Source organism: Ruegeria sp. D3 (assembly GCF_056534465.1).
Genome location: NZ_JBQFPK010000007.1, coordinates 68,738 through 84,847, shown reverse-complemented (window position 1 = coordinate 84,847; position 16,110 = coordinate 68,738). Strand labels below are relative to the sequence as shown.

The following is a 16,110-nucleotide window of genomic DNA, read 5'->3' as shown; positions in this document are numbered from 1 at the left end:
CCTTATCAGAACCGCGCCTGAATGGTCAGGTCAAAGCTCTGCTCTTGGTCAAAGTCCTCTTTCACCAGTGCCTTCGAGAAGTTGAAGCGCAGCGGACCAAACGGGGTGTCCCAAAGAACGGACACACCGATGACATGTCGGATCGACCCGTCCTCACCCACAATGTCGGCGCCGGCTGTGTTCACGTCGTCAAGATTGTACAGGTTGCCCACGTCGTAGAATACACCACCCCGCAGACCTAGCTCTTCAGGCAGGCCAAGGGGAAAATCGGATTCAAACCGCGCGACCCAGTAATAGTTCCCACCGATCGCGTCATCTTGACCATTGGACAGGTCACGTGGGCCAATACCCGACGGCTCGAAGCCACGGAACGTGCTTGGGCCTAAGACAAAGCGGTCAAGTGTTCGGCTGAAGTCATCTCCGGTCCAATGAAGCGCGCCCAGTTCAAGCGATGCCCGCAGCACCACTTCTTCACTCAGAACTCTGGTCTGCGCGATTGCACGTGCGGTGGTTTTGTAGAACTCATTGTCTCCGCCCAATCCCGCAGCATCGACACCAACTTCAAACAGTACGCCCGCGTTGGGGTTCAAGCCACCAAGGCGGCTGTCATAAACATAAGACACGCCCAAAGAACTGGTCGAACGCTCACCCTGAGCGATCTCCGACGCAATGACAGCTCCGTTTATTTCATCGTCCTGCTGCGTCATTTCGCTGTTTTCCCAATTATAGCGAAGGCGCAACGACGACAGTTCACCGATTGCGTAGCTTAGCTGAGGGGCAAAGAAGAGACGCTCGGTGTCAAAGCTGGCAAAGCTGGAATTGGTTGTTGCCAGACCAAGCCCCAAGTCAAAACGCAGCCTACGCCCCAGCAAGTAGGGTTCGGTAAAGTTGACAACGTATTGCTCCGAGTCCTGAGCCGTTGAAAGGGTAAGGCCAAGGTTTTGACCCCGTCCCAGAAAGTTAGACTCGTTCAAGCCCACGGCGATACCAAAGCCATCCGAGACCGAGAAGCTACCACCGAGGCTAAGCGACCCGGTAGGCTGTTCCTCCACATCAACGTCAACAATGACCTGACTTGGAGTAGACCCTTCGCGGGGTTCAACATCAGCCACAGCAAAGAACCCAAGGGCGCGGATACGTTCAGCGGCCTGCCGGATTTCACGGGGATTGAACGGATCACCTTCCACTGTGTCAAACTGCCGGCGGATAACCCGATCCAGCGTGGTTGTATTCCCTTCGATATCGATCCGTTCAACAAAAATGCGCGGCCCGCGGGTGAGTACAAATTGCACATCCAGGGTCAGATCGCTTGGATTGCGTGTGACGCGCGGTTCGACCCGCAAGAAATCAACACCCTGCTTGATCCCCAGACGCTCTTGCCGGGCAATCGAGTTTTCGATCAGTGAGGGTGAATAGGTGACACCTGGCTTAATCTTCAAAGCAGCCTGATAGTCTGCGGCGTCAACGCCGGGAATTTCACTGACCGTCGAAATCTGTCCAAACGAGAATTTTTGTCCTTCGGTGATGTTCATCACCAGAAAAAACGCGTCCCGTTCCTGAGTGAATTCGACATTTGTGCTGTTGACGCGAAAATCGACATAGCCCCGCGACAGATAGAAATCGCGAATGACCTGCTGATCAAACTCGATGCGGTCCGCGATGAAGGTGTCTCCGCGCAGGAAGGTACGCAGGAAGTTTGCCTGTTTTGTTTCCAACACACGGCGCAACCTGCGGTCGGTATATGCCCGGTTGCCTACAAAACTGACGCGCTCGATCTCAATGGTTGTACCTTCAGCGACCTCGAACACCAGATCGACCCGGTTATCACTGCGGCGGATAATGCGCGGGATCACCGTGGCAGATACACGCCCTTGGGCTGAATAGATCTGAGCAATCAGGTCCGCATCTGCTTCGGCGACCTGCGGCGTAAACACCCGACGCGGCTCAGACGATATGGCTTCGATCAAAACGTCATCTTTAACGCGACGGTTCCCCTCGATGCTGATCTGATTAATGGTCGGATATTCCTCGACCTCAATCACCAGAGTATTGCCGCGCGGAGTCAGCTCGACTGTTTCAAAAACACCACTGTCAAGCAAACGCTGAAAGGCATCGTTCAGTTCTCCAGCAGTGACAGTCTGTCCGGGTTCGATTCCTGTCCTGGTAATAATCGTCGAGGTTTCGATGCGCCTGTTGCCCTCGACCTCGAACGAATTGATGGTAAAGCTTTGGGCGTGCGCGGACTGCGGTGCAGCCATCAAACCCAACAAAACACAAAAAGAAATTACGGATAGCGCTCGCCACAAAATGTTGTCTGCTTGCGTCTGCCCCCCGCAGGATGTGCCTGCGCCTCGCCTATCAGTCATATTTTTCTCTACCCAAAAATTTAGGACTTTAATGCTGAGTAGCGGGATTAATATTCCTTGTCAAAAGGCCAAAAAGCAAAGCGGCCCGATGGGCCGCTGTGATATTAATTCTGATGCTGGTTAAGAATCACAACAACGTGTCGCAGACCGCGCAAAGATTGGCTGCGAGAAGGAGATACCAGCATGCCAGCAGCGCTAATGCAGTCGCTCCAAAAAACAAAATTGAATCCCAGTTCAGCGTGAACAGACAGCTGAAGCTTCTGTACGAATCTTTCAATACACGTGTCATGGCTACCTCTGCGGCATTCAAACTCGTCAGAAAGTTAGTCGCAAAATGAGGCAGGAATGGGGCTTTCGCAGGTCGGTTGCGCCTTATTTAGCAGAACAGATCATTGGTGACGGAAAAGACCATCAAGCCAAGGATCAAGGAAACGCCCACACCCATCAGTACTCGCAAAGCACCGTCACTGGGCGGCTTGCCCGCCACGGCTTCGTATGCATAGAAAACCAGATGTCCGCCGTCCAAAGCAGGGATTGGGAACAGATTCAGCAATCCAACGGCCGTGGACAAAACCGCAATGAAGAAGATGAAACTTTGCGCGCCCTGACTGGCCATCGCGCCAGATGTTTCGGCAATTCCGATAGGACCTGACATGTTACAGGTGCTGATTGCGCCCGTAATCATGTGCCACAGACCCGACAACGACCCGTCAATGATACGCAGTGTTTGCTGTACTCCGCCGCTAAGGGAGGTGATGAGTCCAGCCGGCTCGCGTTCGGGTTCCAACATCATGCCGCCGACAATTCCGATACGCCAATGAGTCACGAACCCGCCTTCTTCCTGCGGTTCGTCCGTTCTGCGCGGCGCCAAAGCAAATTCCAGTTCGGCCCCGTCGCGCCACACATCCAGCAAGAGAACCTTGCCGTCGGACCGCTCCACGTGTTCTTTAAGTTGCTCAAAGGCATAGATGGGGTCGCCGTCGACTGCGTAGATGACGTCTCCGGCTTGCAGGTCGATATCCATGGCAGCACTGCGCGGTGCAACTTGCTGGATAAGGGGCGGATACAACCAAGGACCGACAACATCCAGCGTCTGATCATCCCGAAGGACTGTGTAATCCAGAACAGGTTTGACCGGCAATGTATCCGTAAAGTCCGTCCACGATTCACCCTCATCAAACGCAGGCAGTGGCTGACCTTCGATGGCCAAAATCTCATCGCCTTCACGCAGTTCCTGAACAGTGCCAGGAAGCGGGTAGAGCTTTCCGATGGTCAATGGGCTTTTGGTAACACCTTGTGACAGGAATATTAGCCCGAACACCAATATCGACATAACGAAATTGAACACCGGTCCGGCCGCGACGGTTGCTGATCGTGCCCAAAGCGGTGCGCCATGCATTGTGCGTCGAAGCTCTTCTGGGCTTTGTTCCCGGATTTCAGACATAGCAGTCTCGTCCTTGCCGGACGCCGCGTTGGCGTCCCCAAGGAATTTGACATAACCACCAAAGGGTAAAGCCGCGAATTGCCACCGGGTGCCGCGCTTGTCTACCCTGCTCCAAAGAACCGGACCGAAACCGATCGAGAAGACCTCGGCGTGTATCCCCGACCAGCGACCAACGATATAGTGGCCATATTCATGAACAGCGACAATCGCCGACAGAGCGATCACAAACGCACCGATGGTGTACAGCAAATTACCAAACTGAGGGATCAGCGAAAATACGTCCAAAATTCTATCCTGCTCTTTGGGTCACGGCTTCATCTACCCACTTACGTGCCAAATGGTCCGTTTGCTGTATGTTATCAAGTGTCATAGGGGCATCAATAAGGCCATTTTCGGCGTCAAACCGGTCCAGCACTGCAGCGACCAAGTCTGCCATGGCCAGAAAACCGATATGACGCGCGATAAAGTGATCAAGCGCCCGCTCTTTCGCAGCGTTGAATACAGCACCTGCGAGGCCACCGCGCTCCATCACCTGTCGCGCCAATGCCAGCGCGGGATACCGCGTTTCGTCCGGTTCAATAAATCTAAGCTGACCAAGTTTAGCGAGGTTCAGGCGATCCACCGGAAGGTGACGTCGGTCTGGCCAATGTAACGCATATCCGATGGCATGGCGCATGTCGGGCGCGCCCATATGCGCCATAACGGCCCCGTCATCGAAACCCACCAACGCGTGGACGATAGATTCCGGGTGCACAACTACTTCTATCTGATCAGGCGAGACGCCAAAAAATTCTTTGGTTTCTATCACCTCCAACGCCTTGTTGAACATCGAGGCGCTGTCGATCGTGATCCGTTGACCCATGTTCCAGTTGGGATGGCTTGATGCCTGTTCGACCGTGGCACCTGCAAGATCTGCGATCTGCCAATCCCGAAATGCACCACCGCTTGCTGTAATGACAATACGCTCGACCGTCGCCATGTCCTCGCCGACAAGAGCTTGAAAAACGGCTGAGTGCTCGCTGTCGACCGGCAACAAACGCGCGTTGTGGTTCTGGGCCGTCTGCATCACCAAAGACCCGGCACACACCAGAGTTTCTTTGTTCGCCAAAGCCAACGTAGCGCCTTGTTTCAGCGCCTCTAAACCCGGCGGCAAGCCTGCCGCCCCGACAATCGCCGACATCACCCAATCCGATTTTCGCGCAGCGGCTTCGATCAGAGCGGTCGCGCCTGCGGCGACTTCTACACCGCTTCCGTCCAGCGCGGCCCGCAAGTCGTCCAGTTTGTCTTCATGGGCGGTCACCGCAATATCGGCATTCAGTCGGCGCGCATCCTGCGCGAGACGCTCGATATTCGCGCCTCCGGTCAACGCCACGATATCGTAGGCTTCGGGGTTGCGGTTGATCAGATCAATTGTGTTCTGACCGATAGAACCGGTCGCCCCGAAAATGGAAATCTTGCGCATTACATGGCTCCTGGCGCGTAGAGCATCCCAGCGATCAAAACAAACAGCGCAGCGCCCATCATACCGTCAAAACGGTCCAGAAACCCTCCGTGACCCGGAATAAGGTTCGAGCTGTCCTTGACGCCAAATTTCCGCTTTGTGGCGCTTTCGATGATGTCTCCGGCCTGACTGGCCATCGAAGCCAAGACCGAGACAACCACAAACAACAAGCCAAACCCGGCATAGCTGGCAAAGATAACGCCGACAATAGCTGCTGCAACCCAGCCTCCAGCCGTGCCGGACCACGTCTTCTTTGGGCTAACTTTGGGCCAGAACTTGGGGCCACCTACAGCTTTGCCAACGAAGTACCCAGCCACATCCGTGGCAACGACAACGGCGATCAGCCAGATCATCCAACCAAAGCCCATATTCTCGCGGATCGAGATGAACCCAAGACCTGCTGCTGCAATCCAGAAAGCGAACAGCGCATAGGTTCCCTTGGATCGACTAACCTGCCCTGCCCCAACCAAAGCCGGCGCGGCCAAAAACGGCAATGTGTATAAGGGTGGTAAGTGATAGCTGAGAACGACCGCTGCGCCTGTCAGGACGCCAAGCTGTACCGCAACACCGGGTTTGCCGGGGTCAACCATACGGACCAGTTCCCACGTCATGAGACCACAGGCTACCGCGATGAAGGCTTCGAACCAAAGCCCGCCCAGCCAAACTTCGACAGCGCCTATGGCGACCAAAACAGCCGCCGACAGCACACGCGCGGTTAAATCAGACCATCGGCCTTCGCTCATGCTGGGATCGCTCCGAACCGGCGATCGCGTGCGCCATAACTTCGGCACAGCCGTTCCAGTTCTTCGGCCGTAAAATCCGGCCACAGAGTGTCAATGAACTCGTATTCGGAATAGGCAGACTGCCAGAGAAGAAAGTTAGAAATCCGAGCTTCTCCGCTGGTGCGGATGACAAGATCCGGATCAGGAAGAACGTGCGTATCCAAATACTTGGGTAGCGTCTCTTCATCCACGTCTTCAGGCTTCAGGCGCCCTTCAGCCACATCCAATGCCAGGCGTTTCGTTGCGCGCGCAACTTCATCCCGCCCACCGTAATTCAAAGCGATGGTCAGGTGTACCAGGTCGTTGTCCTTCGTTGCCTCTTCGAGCGTGTCCATCAAGTCGACCAACTTCGAATCCAACCGCAAACGGTCACCGATAAAGCGAACCCGAATCCCGTTTTGGGCCAACGTTTTGGTTTCTTTGATGATATACCGCTTGAACAAGCTCATCAGGCCAGCAACTTCGGCCTGCGTCCGTTTCCAGTTTTCGGTCGAAAAGGCAAAGACAGTCAAATATTTGATCCCGAGACCCGGGCAAGCTTCGACCACATCCCTCACACGTCGTGCACCGGCCTGATGCCCGAAAAGTCGCGGCCTACCCCGTGCCTGTGCCCAGCGTCCGTTGCCATCCATAATGATCGCAACGTGATGAGGGCCGTCAATCGGCGCTGTATGAGGGGTATCAGGCATGGTTCCGTCAGACCTGCATGATCTCGGCTTGCTTGGTTTCAAGCGCAGCGTCGACGGCCTTGATCATCTCATCCGTCAGGTCCTGAACTTCACTTTCCCAAAGCTTCTGGTCATCTTCCGACATCCCATCCGATTTGGCTTTCTTGATCTGGTCCATCCCGTCGCGGCGCACATTACGAATCGAGACCCGTGCGTGCTCGGCGTATTGGCCGGCGACCTTGCCCAGTTCGCGGCGGCGTTCCTCGTTCAGTTCCGGAATAGGCAGCATGATGATCGTGCCGTTCAGTTGCGGATTGATCCCCAACCCGCTTTCGCGAATGGCTTTTTCAACTTTACCGACAAGGCCCTTGTCCCAAACGTTTACCGTAACCATCCGCGGTTCAGGAACGTTCACGGTCCCGACCTGATTGATCGGTGTCATCGAACCATAAGCATCGACCATAACAGGTTCCAACATTGATGCTGATGCGCGCCCGGTACGCAAAGACGCAAATTCGGTCCTGAGGTTCGCCATCGCGCCGTCCATGCGGCGTTTCAGATCATCGGTGTCCAGTTCGAAATCGTCAGACATTCTGCTCACTCCCCGTCTTCAGGTGCTGTTTGAAAGGCTCATAAGCCATCACAATCGGGATGTATAGCAATGATGCTCGGGAATTGTGCCAATGACCAGAGGTGTTTCCGGCTTTTTCTCGGTCATTAAATGGCAGGTGGCCCGGCCAGTGGCGTGTCCGGCCGGGTCGCAGGATAAAGTTCCGGATCAGGCGTTTACGTCAATCACAACGCGGCCTTTGACCTGACCCTTGAGGATGTCAGCGCCCAATTGTGGCAGATCGCTCAGCGTGGCGGGGTGCACCATTGCCTCAAGCTTGTCCATCGGCAGGTCGGTTGCGACGCGTTGCCATGCACGAACACGGTTTTCGTAGGGCTGCATGACGCTGTCGATGCCCAGCAGGTTCACACCGCGCAGCAGGAACGGAATGACGGTTGCTGGAAGCCCGGCGCCCCCCGCCAAACCAACAGCCGAAACCGACGCACCGTATTTCATCTGCCCCAGAACGCGTGCCAGCATATCACCTCCAACGGCGTCAACACAGCCTGCCCAAGTCTCGCTTTCCAACGGGCGCTTGGTTGTCTCGTTCAAGTCATCACGGGGGACAATTGTCGTGGCCCCCAGAGATTTGAGATAGCCGCCCGCTTCAGCCCGGCCTGTAACTGCCGCGACCTCGTAACCCAGGTTCGCCAAGATCGCCGTCGCGACCGAGCCAACGCCACCCGCAGCACCGGTTACCAGAACCGGCCCGTTGCCAGGCTTAAGGCCGTGATCTTCAAGCGCCATAACGGCAAGCATCGCGGTGAAACCGGCGGTTCCGACTGCCATTGCCTGACGCGTATCCAGCCCGTCCGGCAGCGGCACCAGCCAGTCCGCTTTTGCGTTAGCCTTTTGGGTATACCCACCCCAATGGGCCTCACCCACACGCCAGCCGGTCAGCACAACCTTGTCGCCGGGCTTATAGCGATCGTCCGAGGACGCCTCGACCGTACCGGCATAGTCAATGCCGGGCACATGCGGGTAATTGCGCACCAGACCGCCACCCTTAGGCGACATGCACAGTCCGTCCTTGTAGTTGACCGTCGAATATTCGACAGCCACCGTGACCTCACCCGAAGGCAGATCATCGGTTGAAAGTTGTTTGACCACGGGGCTGGCCAGCCCGCTCTCGTCGTCTTTTTCCATCACCAATGCATTAAACATCTGATTTCCTCTCGTTTCAGAAAAGCCAGGCCCAATTCTTCACCTGGCGAAAAATATCTCGGGGGAGCCGCGTAGCGGCGGGGGCAGAGCCCCGACCCCTTTAGATCCAGAACTTTTCCTGCACCTTGGCGCGGCGCATTCCGTCCGGCGTTTCCACTTCGACAACCGAACCCGCGTCCCAGTGGCTCAGCCGCAGCATGCCAATGGCGACGTTTGTCTGAAAGTCGGGGGACCACGCCGCCGAGGTTACCTGACCTACGCGCTTACCACCGGCCATCACTGACCACGGTTGATCGCAAGCAGGAACCGCATCGCCATCAATCGCAATGGGGCGAATTTGCTGAACGGGCCCTTCTTTCGCGACGCGTAGGAGCGCATCCCGCCCGATACAACCGATCGCCGTGTGCGTGTTGCAGAACTTGCCCAAACCGCACTCATGTGGCGTGTTGTCGTCTGTCATATCGTTGCCATAAGACAGCAGCCCACCTTCGATCCTCTCGATCAGGTTCGGGCATCCTGCGCGCACGTTCAGGTCTTCTCCGGCTGCAAACAGTGCGTTCCAGAGGGGCATCCCGATATCCGAGCCCTCGACATAGATTTCGAAGCCACCCTGCTTGGAATAGCCCGACCGCGCGACCGCCAGATCGCGGCCTTTGAATTCGAACATGTCAAACTTGAAGAAACGGATATCGCGCACGCGATCACCGAAGACACGGGACATCAGTTCATCCGCTTTGGGCCCCTGCACTGCCAGTGGCGACACATCGGGTTCATCCACTAGCACATCCAGCCGATACCCGTTGGCAATCCCCTTGACCCAGAGCAGCAGATCGCTGTCCGCAATGGAAATCCACCAGCGGTCATCCGACAGCTTTACCGCCACAGGGTCATTCAGCATACCGCCTGTCTCATCGACGATTGGCACGTAATAGCACTGCCCTGGCAGCATCCCCCGCAGATCACGCGGGGTCAGCATTTGCATAAGCCGCGCCGCATCTGGCCCGCGCAGTTCAACCTGACGTTCGCAGGACACGTCCCAAACCTGAACATGTTCCTTCAGGTGGCGGTAATCTGCCTGGACACTTTCGAAAACCGTGGGCAAGCGCATACGGTTGTAGATGGTGTATGCTTTGACACCAGCTGCCTCGACACCTTCCGAAAACGGTGTGCGACGCAACCGGCGCGAGAGCGAAACTTGCGGCATTCAGGCCTCCTGCAAGATGGGGACCGGATCGTTGACAGGCCGCGTTGATCCATTTTCGGTCAACATCTTCTGGACCTGCCCGCGATGGTGGGTCTTGGGGTTAAGAGTGTAAGAATTCCATTGCCACCACAGCAATGTAGTGAAACATTCAGGACCCATTGGCGCTTGGGAGGATCAGCCTTGACCGCCCCGCTGCGCCATCAGGATCATCACTTTGGGCCAGTCCAATCAATCGGGCAAATTTCAGCCGACTTACCACCGAAATCCCATACGCGTCCGTAGTCGCGCACCTTGGATTTCGTACCCCGCGCAACGATGATGTCAGGTCCCATCCAGTATTTCGAATTTGATACCATAACAGGGTGGTCAGCGTCTTTCCCGGCCAGCATCTCGACCTCGCCCTGAATCTTTCGACCAATCGAAATGCGGCGTTTATTTCCGTCGCGCTCGATCTGGACCGGCGCTTTTTCGGCGCCAATAATCTCGCTCACCAGCATGGTGAACAAACCCGTGGTTCCGCCAGCTTGACCGCTGAAGATCTGTAGAAGCCCGTTATAGGCCTTGCCGCTTGCTCTTTCGTCAACATACGCAGCAACTTTCCACTGACCTTCACCCATCCGTCCGGGAATATCGACCAAAAGCCCAACATTCAGCCCCGACAGATCTTCGCCCTCATAGTGCCCTTCGTCGATAATGATACCCATCCAAGCATGACAATGCCCTTCGGTCGGAGGGTGCGCGCCCAGCGACACAACACACGGACAAAACACGTCGCAGGAACAATTCAGGATTAGCTCACCCTTGATCGCCCAGTTCGTTGGCGACATCTCACGCCGCTTGGGATTTGGCATACGACTGTCAATACGTTGACTGATCGGCAACCTATCAGCTTCGGGTTTTCTGTTTTTTGCCATTAGCTTATCCTCCGAAATTATAGGGATAGATCAACAGGATTATACCGCCCGTGATCAGTGCAAACCCCAGCGGACGCGTGATCGCGTGCCCGATTTGGGGAAGTTTTTCGAGTACCATGAAGAAGGTCGCAAGACCCATCCACAACAGGCTCATGACGCCGCCCACAAAACCAAGCGCCATAAAGCCCCAGCAACAGCCGACACAGAATGCGCCAAGACCCAGACCCATGCGCAAGCCGCCAGTAAAGCCGGTTTTCCAATGCCCAAGGAAATAGGTCATGGGGGCGTGACAGACGCCGTGACAGACCTCTTTCGCGCGGGTGAACTGAAAAGCTCCGACCGCAATCATCAAGCCGCCTGATACAAGCCCGGATTTGGCAATGCCCAGCATGTCCACGACGCCGCCGAACAACAAAGCCAATTGCACCCCGGTGATCAGGGCGGCAAATCCGACCCAGACCACGAAATATCCGGTCAGGACACCCAACCACCCCGTGCGCGAGCCGTTTGCGCTGCGGATCAGATCGTCATAGCTGCGCAAGGTCGGGACCAAAGTTGGCAGCATCATCGCGGCCATCATGATTGCCCACATCCAGAACAAGGGGCCGAATTCGGCCATGGGCATATACATGTCCATTCGCGGGTCCATGGCGGCCATCGCCTGCCCCATCGGACCGGGGCGGCCGATAAAATCCACATCCATATTGCGACTCATGGTGAACATCATCCACCACGCCCACAGGATCAGAATGTAGAATCCCAGCCACAAGCCACTGCGAAGTACAGCGCGACTCATATGCTCCTCCCGACTCAGTTCTTGCTTTTCAAATGTCAGACTTTTAAATGTCAGACAAATAAAAAAACACAGGCGGTCACAGGATTATGAAAATCGACCCTCGGAAACCTGCAGATTTATCTGCACAAATCGCGCAAGCGATACGCGACGCCATTGTATCAGGCGAATTGATCGTTGATGAGCGTCTGCCGTCCGAAGCCGAACTTGCCGATCAGTTTGAGGTCTCGCGCCCCACGGTTCGTGAAGCGCTGAAAAGACTTGCTGCTCAGTCTCTTATTCGTACGCAACGTGGTGCTACCGGTGGCGCTTTTGTCAATCGCCTGAGTTTCGAAGACGCCTATTCCCAGCAGATTACAACCTCAACCTTACTGTTGTCGATGAACACTGTCAGTTTCGATACTGCTTGCGAAGCGCGCTATGCACTGGAACGCGCCTGCGCTCGCCTTTCGTCGGAACGTCGGACGGCCGATCAGCTGGCCACGATGCGCGCCGAAATCTTCAGACAAGCACAGCCGGGCCTGACGGACGAAGCCTTCTGCGCCTCAGACGTGGCCTTTCACCGCGCTTTGGTCGACGGCGCCGGAAACCCCGTCCTGTCCTATCAGCTGGCCGGAGCAGTCGAGGCGATGCAACCGCTTATGAACATGATCACCTTTACGGCCAGATCCCGAGAAGAGATCATTTCGCTGCATACGCAGATCGCGGATGCCTTGGAGCGCGGTGATGTGGAAGAAGTTGACGATAGCCTTTTAAGGCTCGAGAAATACACAAGAAAACTGGCGCGCGATGTCGCCGAAAAAAAGCGTAAACCAGCTTGATGAGGAACAGATGGTACCGGTCCTTAATGTTGTCGCAGCCTTACTAACTATTGCCTTTGGTCTGTTCGGCTTTCTTGCACCGGCGTGGACAGCTGCTTCGTTGGATTTAGCACCAACAAGCAGCACCATGGGCCTAAGTGAGATGCGCGCGTCGGTGGGGGGGCTTTTCGTCGTAACCGGGATAGCAGTTCTGTGGCTTAACGCACCCATGGCTTATACGATGCTGGGCGTTGTGTACGCGGGCGCGGCACTCGGGCGGTTTGTGTCAGTCCTTTTGGACAACCCGCCTTTGGTCAAAGCAGTGACATTCGGTGGAATCGAAGCCGTTCTGGCTATTTGGTTGATTTTGGCCAACCTAAACAAAGCAACGTAAGTATTTGTTTTGGCGCGCTTCACCCGAAAAACTCGGGAATTGCATCCCGATTGCACCTCACCTATATAGAACAGGTCCTTCGGGACTATGGACATAAACGCGCTCGTAATAAGCGGATCGGACCCGGGGGCGGTACCCGGCGGCTCCACCATAAACCTTCGTTTGGGGTGTTTGGGGCCGAAATAGGATCGACGAACGTCTAAAGGGGTTAGCTTTGTCTCGGCTGTCTGCCACCGTTATCGGCGAAACTAGTACAATTGCAAACGACAATCGTGCTCCGGTTGCAGTTGCTGCGTAAGCAGTAGCAAGACCGAAACTTAAGCCCTTGCGCCTAGCCGCGTAAGGCGGGGTTCGCAGGTACCTGGCAACAGAAACCTGCATTTTCCCCAAGATGTTTTTCTGCTGTCTGTCTAGCGTTCAGACTTTTTTCACTCCTTTTGTGCATGCTTGACCAACAATAAAGGAGAGCTGAGATGTCTCACGCAAAGGTGCTCAGAGAGTGGTATTCCGAAGTCTGGGAAAAGGGGAATACCGATGCCATTGATACCTATTTTGCGCCGGAAACAATGGCCGAAGGGCTGATTCCTGAAATGCAGGTAGGTGCTGACGAATTCCGGGACCTCGTGATAGCTTTTCGGCATATCCTAGGTGACATCGAAGTCGACATGCCCAAAATCGTTGAAGATGGGGATTGGGTGTCAGCTATCATTCACCTGCGTACCACACGCGCCGACAACGGCGCTCCGTTGCAGGCGACCGGTAGTATGATGGGCCGGATTAGAGATAATCGTGTGGTTGAGGTCTATAATCAGTTCGACTTCATCTCACTGTTTGAGCAGCTTGGTCAGTTTCCTCAGGATACCTTACCCATATGTATGACGGGTCAGAGGTTGGATTGGGCGTAAACCGCAGTTCCAATCCTTAAGCTGCGCTGTGTCCCCAACAATCCTGAATCCGCTCTGACAATTCTTGTCTGATCCCTGCTAAAAGCCTGTAACGCATGACGGTATCCGGATAGAAGACCCGCATAACAGGTCAGCGGATCGAAAACCATGGCGCCAAACACAGCGGAAATGATCAAAGTGTTCGGGCGCATCGGTCTTTTATCTTTTGGCGGCCCTGCAGCGCAGATTTCCCTAATGCATCAGGAGTTGGTCGAGGAACGTTCATGGTTGGACGAGCAAACATTCTTGCGCGCGCTCTCGTTGTGTATGTTGCTGCCCGGCCCAGAGGCAATGCAGTTGGCAACCTACGCAGGCTGGCGGCTGCGTGGCGTTTTGGGCGGGTTGATTGCCGGCTTTCTGTTCGTTTTGCCCGGAGCTCTGGTTATTGCAGTGCTGGTATCACTTTACGCGAGTTACGGCGCGCTTCCGCTTGTGCAATCCGGGTTCTTGGGGATCAAAGCTGCGGTGATCATCATTGTTTTGCATGCCCTTAGAAACCTGTCCCGAAAAGCGCTGAAAAATACCGAGCATATTGGCGTTGCCGCTCTGAGTTTTCTGTCGATCTTTCTTCTTAACCTGCCCTTTCCACTGATAATCGTGGCCGCCGCGGTTTGGGGGTTTTTTAGGTTCCAGAGCGACAGCCCAACTCGGACAATGAATAAGGTCGACACTCCCACAGGATATATCCGAACCGGACTGACCTGGGTGACACTTTGGTTGGCGCCTTTGATTTTGCTTAGTCTGACGGGTCAGAAACTACTGGCGGACCTCGGCTGGTTCTTCGCACGTCTTGCAGTTGTGACCTTTGGCGGCGCTTACGCAGTGTTAGCGTATATGACCCAAACGGTCGTGGACAAGTATCAATGGATCAGCACACCGCAGATGATTGATGCACTTGGATTGGCCGAAACGACTCCAGGTCCGTTGATTTTAGTGACCCAATTCGTGGCTATGCTTACCGGTCAGGCGGATGGAGGGTTTCCACTTGCCCTTGCGGCCGGTGCAGTTGCGCTTTGGGCAACATTCGTCCCATGCTTTTTATGGATTTTCATGGCCGCACCTTATCTGGATCACCTCGCAAGCCGCCCAAGATTGTCAGCGGCTCTGAACGGAATCACAGCAGCGGTCGTAGGTGTGATTCTCAATTTGTCGGTGTGGTTCGGCTTAAATGTGCTGTTCCACAATGTCCCGCAGAAAACATGGGGTTTCTTTTCGTTTCCTTGGCCTGACTATGCATCCGCGCACCTGATCGCTTTGTGTCTTGTAGTGCTGGTTTGGGTGTTGATATTTAAATTCAAATTTGGCATGGGGCGAACATTGGCCATGATGGCGGCGGCCGGAATGGCCTCTCACTTCCTATGAACAATCCGCCTAATCGTGGTCTTTCGTTTCCGGCGAAATCGCTTATGCTTAGAACATCAATTTTGAGGAAGACACATGTCGCAGGACATTGATTACGGGAACCTTATGCACACGGCGATGCGTGGGCTAATCAAGAAGGTTCTGACAAGCGTTTCGAAAAACGGCCTGCCAGGGGCGCATCATTTCTTTATTACCTTCGACACCCAACAAGATGGGGTGGAATTGGCTGACTGGTTGCGCGACAGATATCCCGATGAAATGACAATCGTCGTGCAGCACTGGTTTGAAAACCTAGAGGTCGGCGACAAGGGGTTCGCGATCACACTGAATTTTGGCGACGCGCCTGAGCCGCTTTATATCCCTTATTCGTCTATCAAAACGTTTGTTGACCCCTCGGTCGAGTTTGGTTTGCGCTTCGAAAGCCCGGAAGAGGAAGAGGTTGCTCAATTCATCGAAGACGCTATCGAAGTTGAGGAAGAAGAGGAGCAACACGACGCCGACGTCGTTTCGCTCGACAGCTTTCGCAAATAACCGCTGGATTATTGACGCTTTAGAAAAGTCTCGACTGATCGGGACTTCACTCCGTTTCTGAACCGCGAAAACGACAGATTCAGACCGCCTTCGGTCAGCGTTCGATCGTATTGCTGCAGCTCGTAGCCACCGTTTTCGTCGATGAACAAGGAAAAAACTGTCATTGTTTGCCCATCGATCCGGCCCCATACGAACGGTTCGCCCTGCATCGGATCCAAGGGCACTTCGTGTCCAAAGACATTACGTCTCATTGCGGCAGAAAATACGTCTGTACGCTCGGACTCTTTGAAATCAATGGAAAACGACTGCTCTTTTATCCGACCGTCTGCTTTGTAGGTCGTTGTTTTCCAACTGACATTAAACCCATCTTTAAGTTCGTGGATCGAGACGCTCATGTCCCTGGGGACTTCACCTCCATCCGCGTCCACCATGTTTGCAGAGCCAACATAGTCACCGACAAAGGGGGCGATTTCGTCAGCAAGAACAGGTTGAGACGAAAGCGTAACGCACACGAGCGCAACAACAGAGAACGTGAGCATTTTTAGGGCAAGTAGCCGTTCTGAAAGTAACACGAGACTCTCCGCAACATTGACTAACTTATTCTAGCCCACCTGTTAGCACGCACAATGGGTC

The 16,110-nt window shown here is 54.7% G+C and carries 16 protein-coding genes and 1 other RNA gene; 6 read left to right on the top strand and 11 right to left on the bottom strand.

Annotation, left to right across the window (positions count from 1 at the left end):
• Nucleotides 1-5 precede the first annotated feature (5 nt).
• The 10 genes from bamA to ACR0DX_RS11690 form a co-directional block, all read right to left on the bottom strand.
• On the bottom strand, nt 6-2,366 hold the full coding sequence (gene bamA, locus ACR0DX_RS11735; RefSeq protein WP_170354125.1) for an outer membrane protein assembly factor BamA: 2,361 nt from the start codon (nt 2,364-2,366) through the stop codon (nt 6-8).
• A gap of 376 nt (nt 2,367-2,742) precedes the next feature.
• Nucleotides 2,743-4,095 (bottom strand): RIP metalloprotease RseP, encoded by a 1,353-nt coding sequence (rseP, locus tag ACR0DX_RS11730; protein ID WP_170354124.1) that lies wholly within the window; start codon nt 4,093-4,095, stop codon nt 2,743-2,745.
• 4 nt (nt 4,096-4,099) lie between these two features.
• Nucleotides 4,100-5,272 carry a 1-deoxy-D-xylulose-5-phosphate reductoisomerase gene (gene dxr, locus ACR0DX_RS11725; RefSeq protein ID WP_170354123.1) on the bottom strand — a complete coding sequence of 391 codons (1,173 nt, stop codon included), beginning with the start codon at nt 5,270-5,272 and terminating at the stop codon, nt 4,100-4,102.
• The gene (locus ACR0DX_RS11720) at nt 5,272-6,054 is read right to left on the bottom strand and encodes a phosphatidate cytidylyltransferase (RefSeq protein ID WP_170751126.1); all 783 of its coding nucleotides are present in this window, start codon (nt 6,052-6,054) and stop codon (nt 5,272-5,274) included. The genes dxr and ACR0DX_RS11720 overlap by 1 nt, the downstream gene beginning before the upstream one ends.
• Nucleotides 6,051-6,782: an isoprenyl transferase gene (locus tag ACR0DX_RS11715; protein WP_170354121.1), complete on the bottom strand. Its 732-nt coding sequence runs from the start codon at nt 6,780-6,782 to the stop codon at nt 6,051-6,053. Before ACR0DX_RS11715 ends, ACR0DX_RS11720 begins: the two co-directional genes overlap by 4 nt.
• A 7-nt stretch (nt 6,783-6,789) precedes the next feature.
• Nucleotides 6,790-7,353, bottom strand: coding sequence for a ribosome recycling factor (gene frr / locus ACR0DX_RS11710; protein WP_170354120.1), 564 nt, complete (start codon nt 7,351-7,353; stop codon nt 6,790-6,792).
• Between the two features lie 186 nt (nt 7,354-7,539).
• Nucleotides 7,540-8,535 carry an acryloyl-CoA reductase gene (gene acuI, locus ACR0DX_RS11705; RefSeq protein ID WP_170354119.1) on the bottom strand — a complete coding sequence of 332 codons (996 nt, stop codon included), beginning with the start codon at nt 8,533-8,535 and terminating at the stop codon, nt 7,540-7,542.
• A 100-nt stretch (nt 8,536-8,635) separates the two neighbouring features.
• Nucleotides 8,636-9,739, bottom strand: a complete 1,104-nt coding sequence (locus ACR0DX_RS11700; RefSeq protein ID WP_170354118.1) for a dimethylsulfoniopropionate demethylase — start codon at nt 9,737-9,739, stop codon at nt 8,636-8,638.
• Between the two features lie 209 nt (nt 9,740-9,948).
• Complete coding sequence (locus ACR0DX_RS11695; protein ID WP_170354117.1) at nt 9,949-10,653, bottom strand: DUF1326 domain-containing protein; 705 nt, start codon at nt 10,651-10,653, stop codon at nt 9,949-9,951.
• 4 nt (nt 10,654-10,657) lie between these two features.
• A complete protein-coding gene (locus ACR0DX_RS11690; protein ID WP_170354116.1) occupies nt 10,658-11,449 on the bottom strand; it encodes a DUF2182 domain-containing protein in 792 nt (263 codons plus the stop codon).
• Nucleotides 11,450-11,535: 86 nt separating this feature from the next.
• Between ACR0DX_RS11690 and ACR0DX_RS11685 the strand changes: the two genes are divergently transcribed.
• The 6 genes from ACR0DX_RS11685 to ACR0DX_RS11660 all read left to right on the top strand — a co-directional run bounded on the left by ACR0DX_RS11685 (nt 11,536) and on the right by ACR0DX_RS11660 (nt 15,477).
• Nucleotides 11,536-12,267 (top strand): FadR/GntR family transcriptional regulator, encoded by a 732-nt coding sequence (locus ACR0DX_RS11685; protein WP_170354115.1) that lies wholly within the window; start codon nt 11,536-11,538, stop codon nt 12,265-12,267.
• A gap of 10 nt (nt 12,268-12,277) precedes the next feature.
• A complete protein-coding gene (locus ACR0DX_RS11680) occupies nt 12,278-12,640 on the top strand; it encodes a DUF4345 family protein (RefSeq protein WP_170354114.1) in 363 nt (120 codons plus the stop codon).
• Between the two features lie 35 nt (nt 12,641-12,675).
• Nucleotides 12,676-13,022, top strand: a transfer-messenger RNA (tmRNA) gene (ssrA, locus tag ACR0DX_RS11675).
• 91 nt (nt 13,023-13,113) lie between these two features.
• Complete coding sequence (locus ACR0DX_RS11670) at nt 13,114-13,545, top strand: ester cyclase (protein ID WP_170354113.1); 432 nt, start codon at nt 13,114-13,116, stop codon at nt 13,543-13,545.
• Between the two features lie 147 nt (nt 13,546-13,692).
• Nucleotides 13,693-14,946, top strand: a complete 1,254-nt coding sequence (chrA, locus tag ACR0DX_RS11665) for a chromate efflux transporter (RefSeq protein ID WP_170354112.1) — start codon at nt 13,693-13,695, stop codon at nt 14,944-14,946.
• Between the two features lie 75 nt (nt 14,947-15,021).
• Nucleotides 15,022-15,477: a ClpXP protease specificity-enhancing factor SspB gene (locus ACR0DX_RS11660; RefSeq protein ID WP_170354111.1), complete on the top strand. Its 456-nt coding sequence runs from the start codon at nt 15,022-15,024 to the stop codon at nt 15,475-15,477.
• Nucleotides 15,478-15,485: 8 nt separating this feature from the next.
• On the opposite strand, the gene ACR0DX_RS11655 is transcribed toward ACR0DX_RS11660, so the two are convergent.
• Nucleotides 15,486-16,049: a hypothetical protein gene (locus ACR0DX_RS11655; RefSeq protein ID WP_331251804.1), complete on the bottom strand. Its 564-nt coding sequence runs from the start codon at nt 16,047-16,049 to the stop codon at nt 15,486-15,488.
• Nucleotides 16,050-16,110: the final 61 nt, after the last annotated feature.

Excerpts from the sequence above, each read along its gene's own strand:
- bamA (WP_170354125.1), bottom strand. The coding sequence starts at position 2,366 with ATGACTGATAGGCGAGGCGCAGGCACATCCTGCGGGGGGCAGACGCAA.
- dxr (WP_170354123.1), bottom strand. The coding sequence starts at position 5,272 with ATGCGCAAGATTTCCATTTTCGGGGCGACCGGTTCTATCGGTCAGAAC.
- ACR0DX_RS11720 (WP_170751126.1), bottom strand. The coding sequence starts at position 6,054 with ATGAGCGAAGGCCGATGGTCTGATTTAACCGCGCGTGTGCTGTCGGCG.
- ACR0DX_RS11715 (WP_170354121.1), bottom strand. The coding sequence starts at position 6,782 with ATGCCTGATACCCCTCATACAGCGCCGATTGACGGCCCTCATCACGTT.
- frr (WP_170354120.1), bottom strand. The coding sequence starts at position 7,353 with ATGTCTGACGATTTCGAACTGGACACCGATGATCTGAAACGCCGCATG.
- acuI (WP_170354119.1), bottom strand. The coding sequence starts at position 8,535 with ATGTTTAATGCATTGGTGATGGAAAAAGACGACGAGAGCGGGCTGGCC.
- ACR0DX_RS11700 (WP_170354118.1), bottom strand. The coding sequence starts at position 9,739 with ATGCCGCAAGTTTCGCTCTCGCGCCGGTTGCGTCGCACACCGTTTTCG.
- ACR0DX_RS11695 (WP_170354117.1), bottom strand. The coding sequence starts at position 10,653 with ATGGCAAAAAACAGAAAACCCGAAGCTGATAGGTTGCCGATCAGTCAA.
- ACR0DX_RS11690 (WP_170354116.1), bottom strand. The coding sequence starts at position 11,449 with ATGAGTCGCGCTGTACTTCGCAGTGGCTTGTGGCTGGGATTCTACATT.
- ACR0DX_RS11685 (WP_170354115.1), top strand. The coding sequence starts at position 11,536 with ATGAAAATCGACCCTCGGAAACCTGCAGATTTATCTGCACAAATCGCG.
- ACR0DX_RS11680 (WP_170354114.1), top strand. The coding sequence starts at position 12,278 with ATGGTACCGGTCCTTAATGTTGTCGCAGCCTTACTAACTATTGCCTTT.
- ACR0DX_RS11670 (WP_170354113.1), top strand. The coding sequence starts at position 13,114 with ATGTCTCACGCAAAGGTGCTCAGAGAGTGGTATTCCGAAGTCTGGGAA.
- chrA (WP_170354112.1), top strand. The coding sequence starts at position 13,693 with ATGGCGCCAAACACAGCGGAAATGATCAAAGTGTTCGGGCGCATCGGT.
- ACR0DX_RS11660 (WP_170354111.1), top strand. The coding sequence starts at position 15,022 with ATGTCGCAGGACATTGATTACGGGAACCTTATGCACACGGCGATGCGT.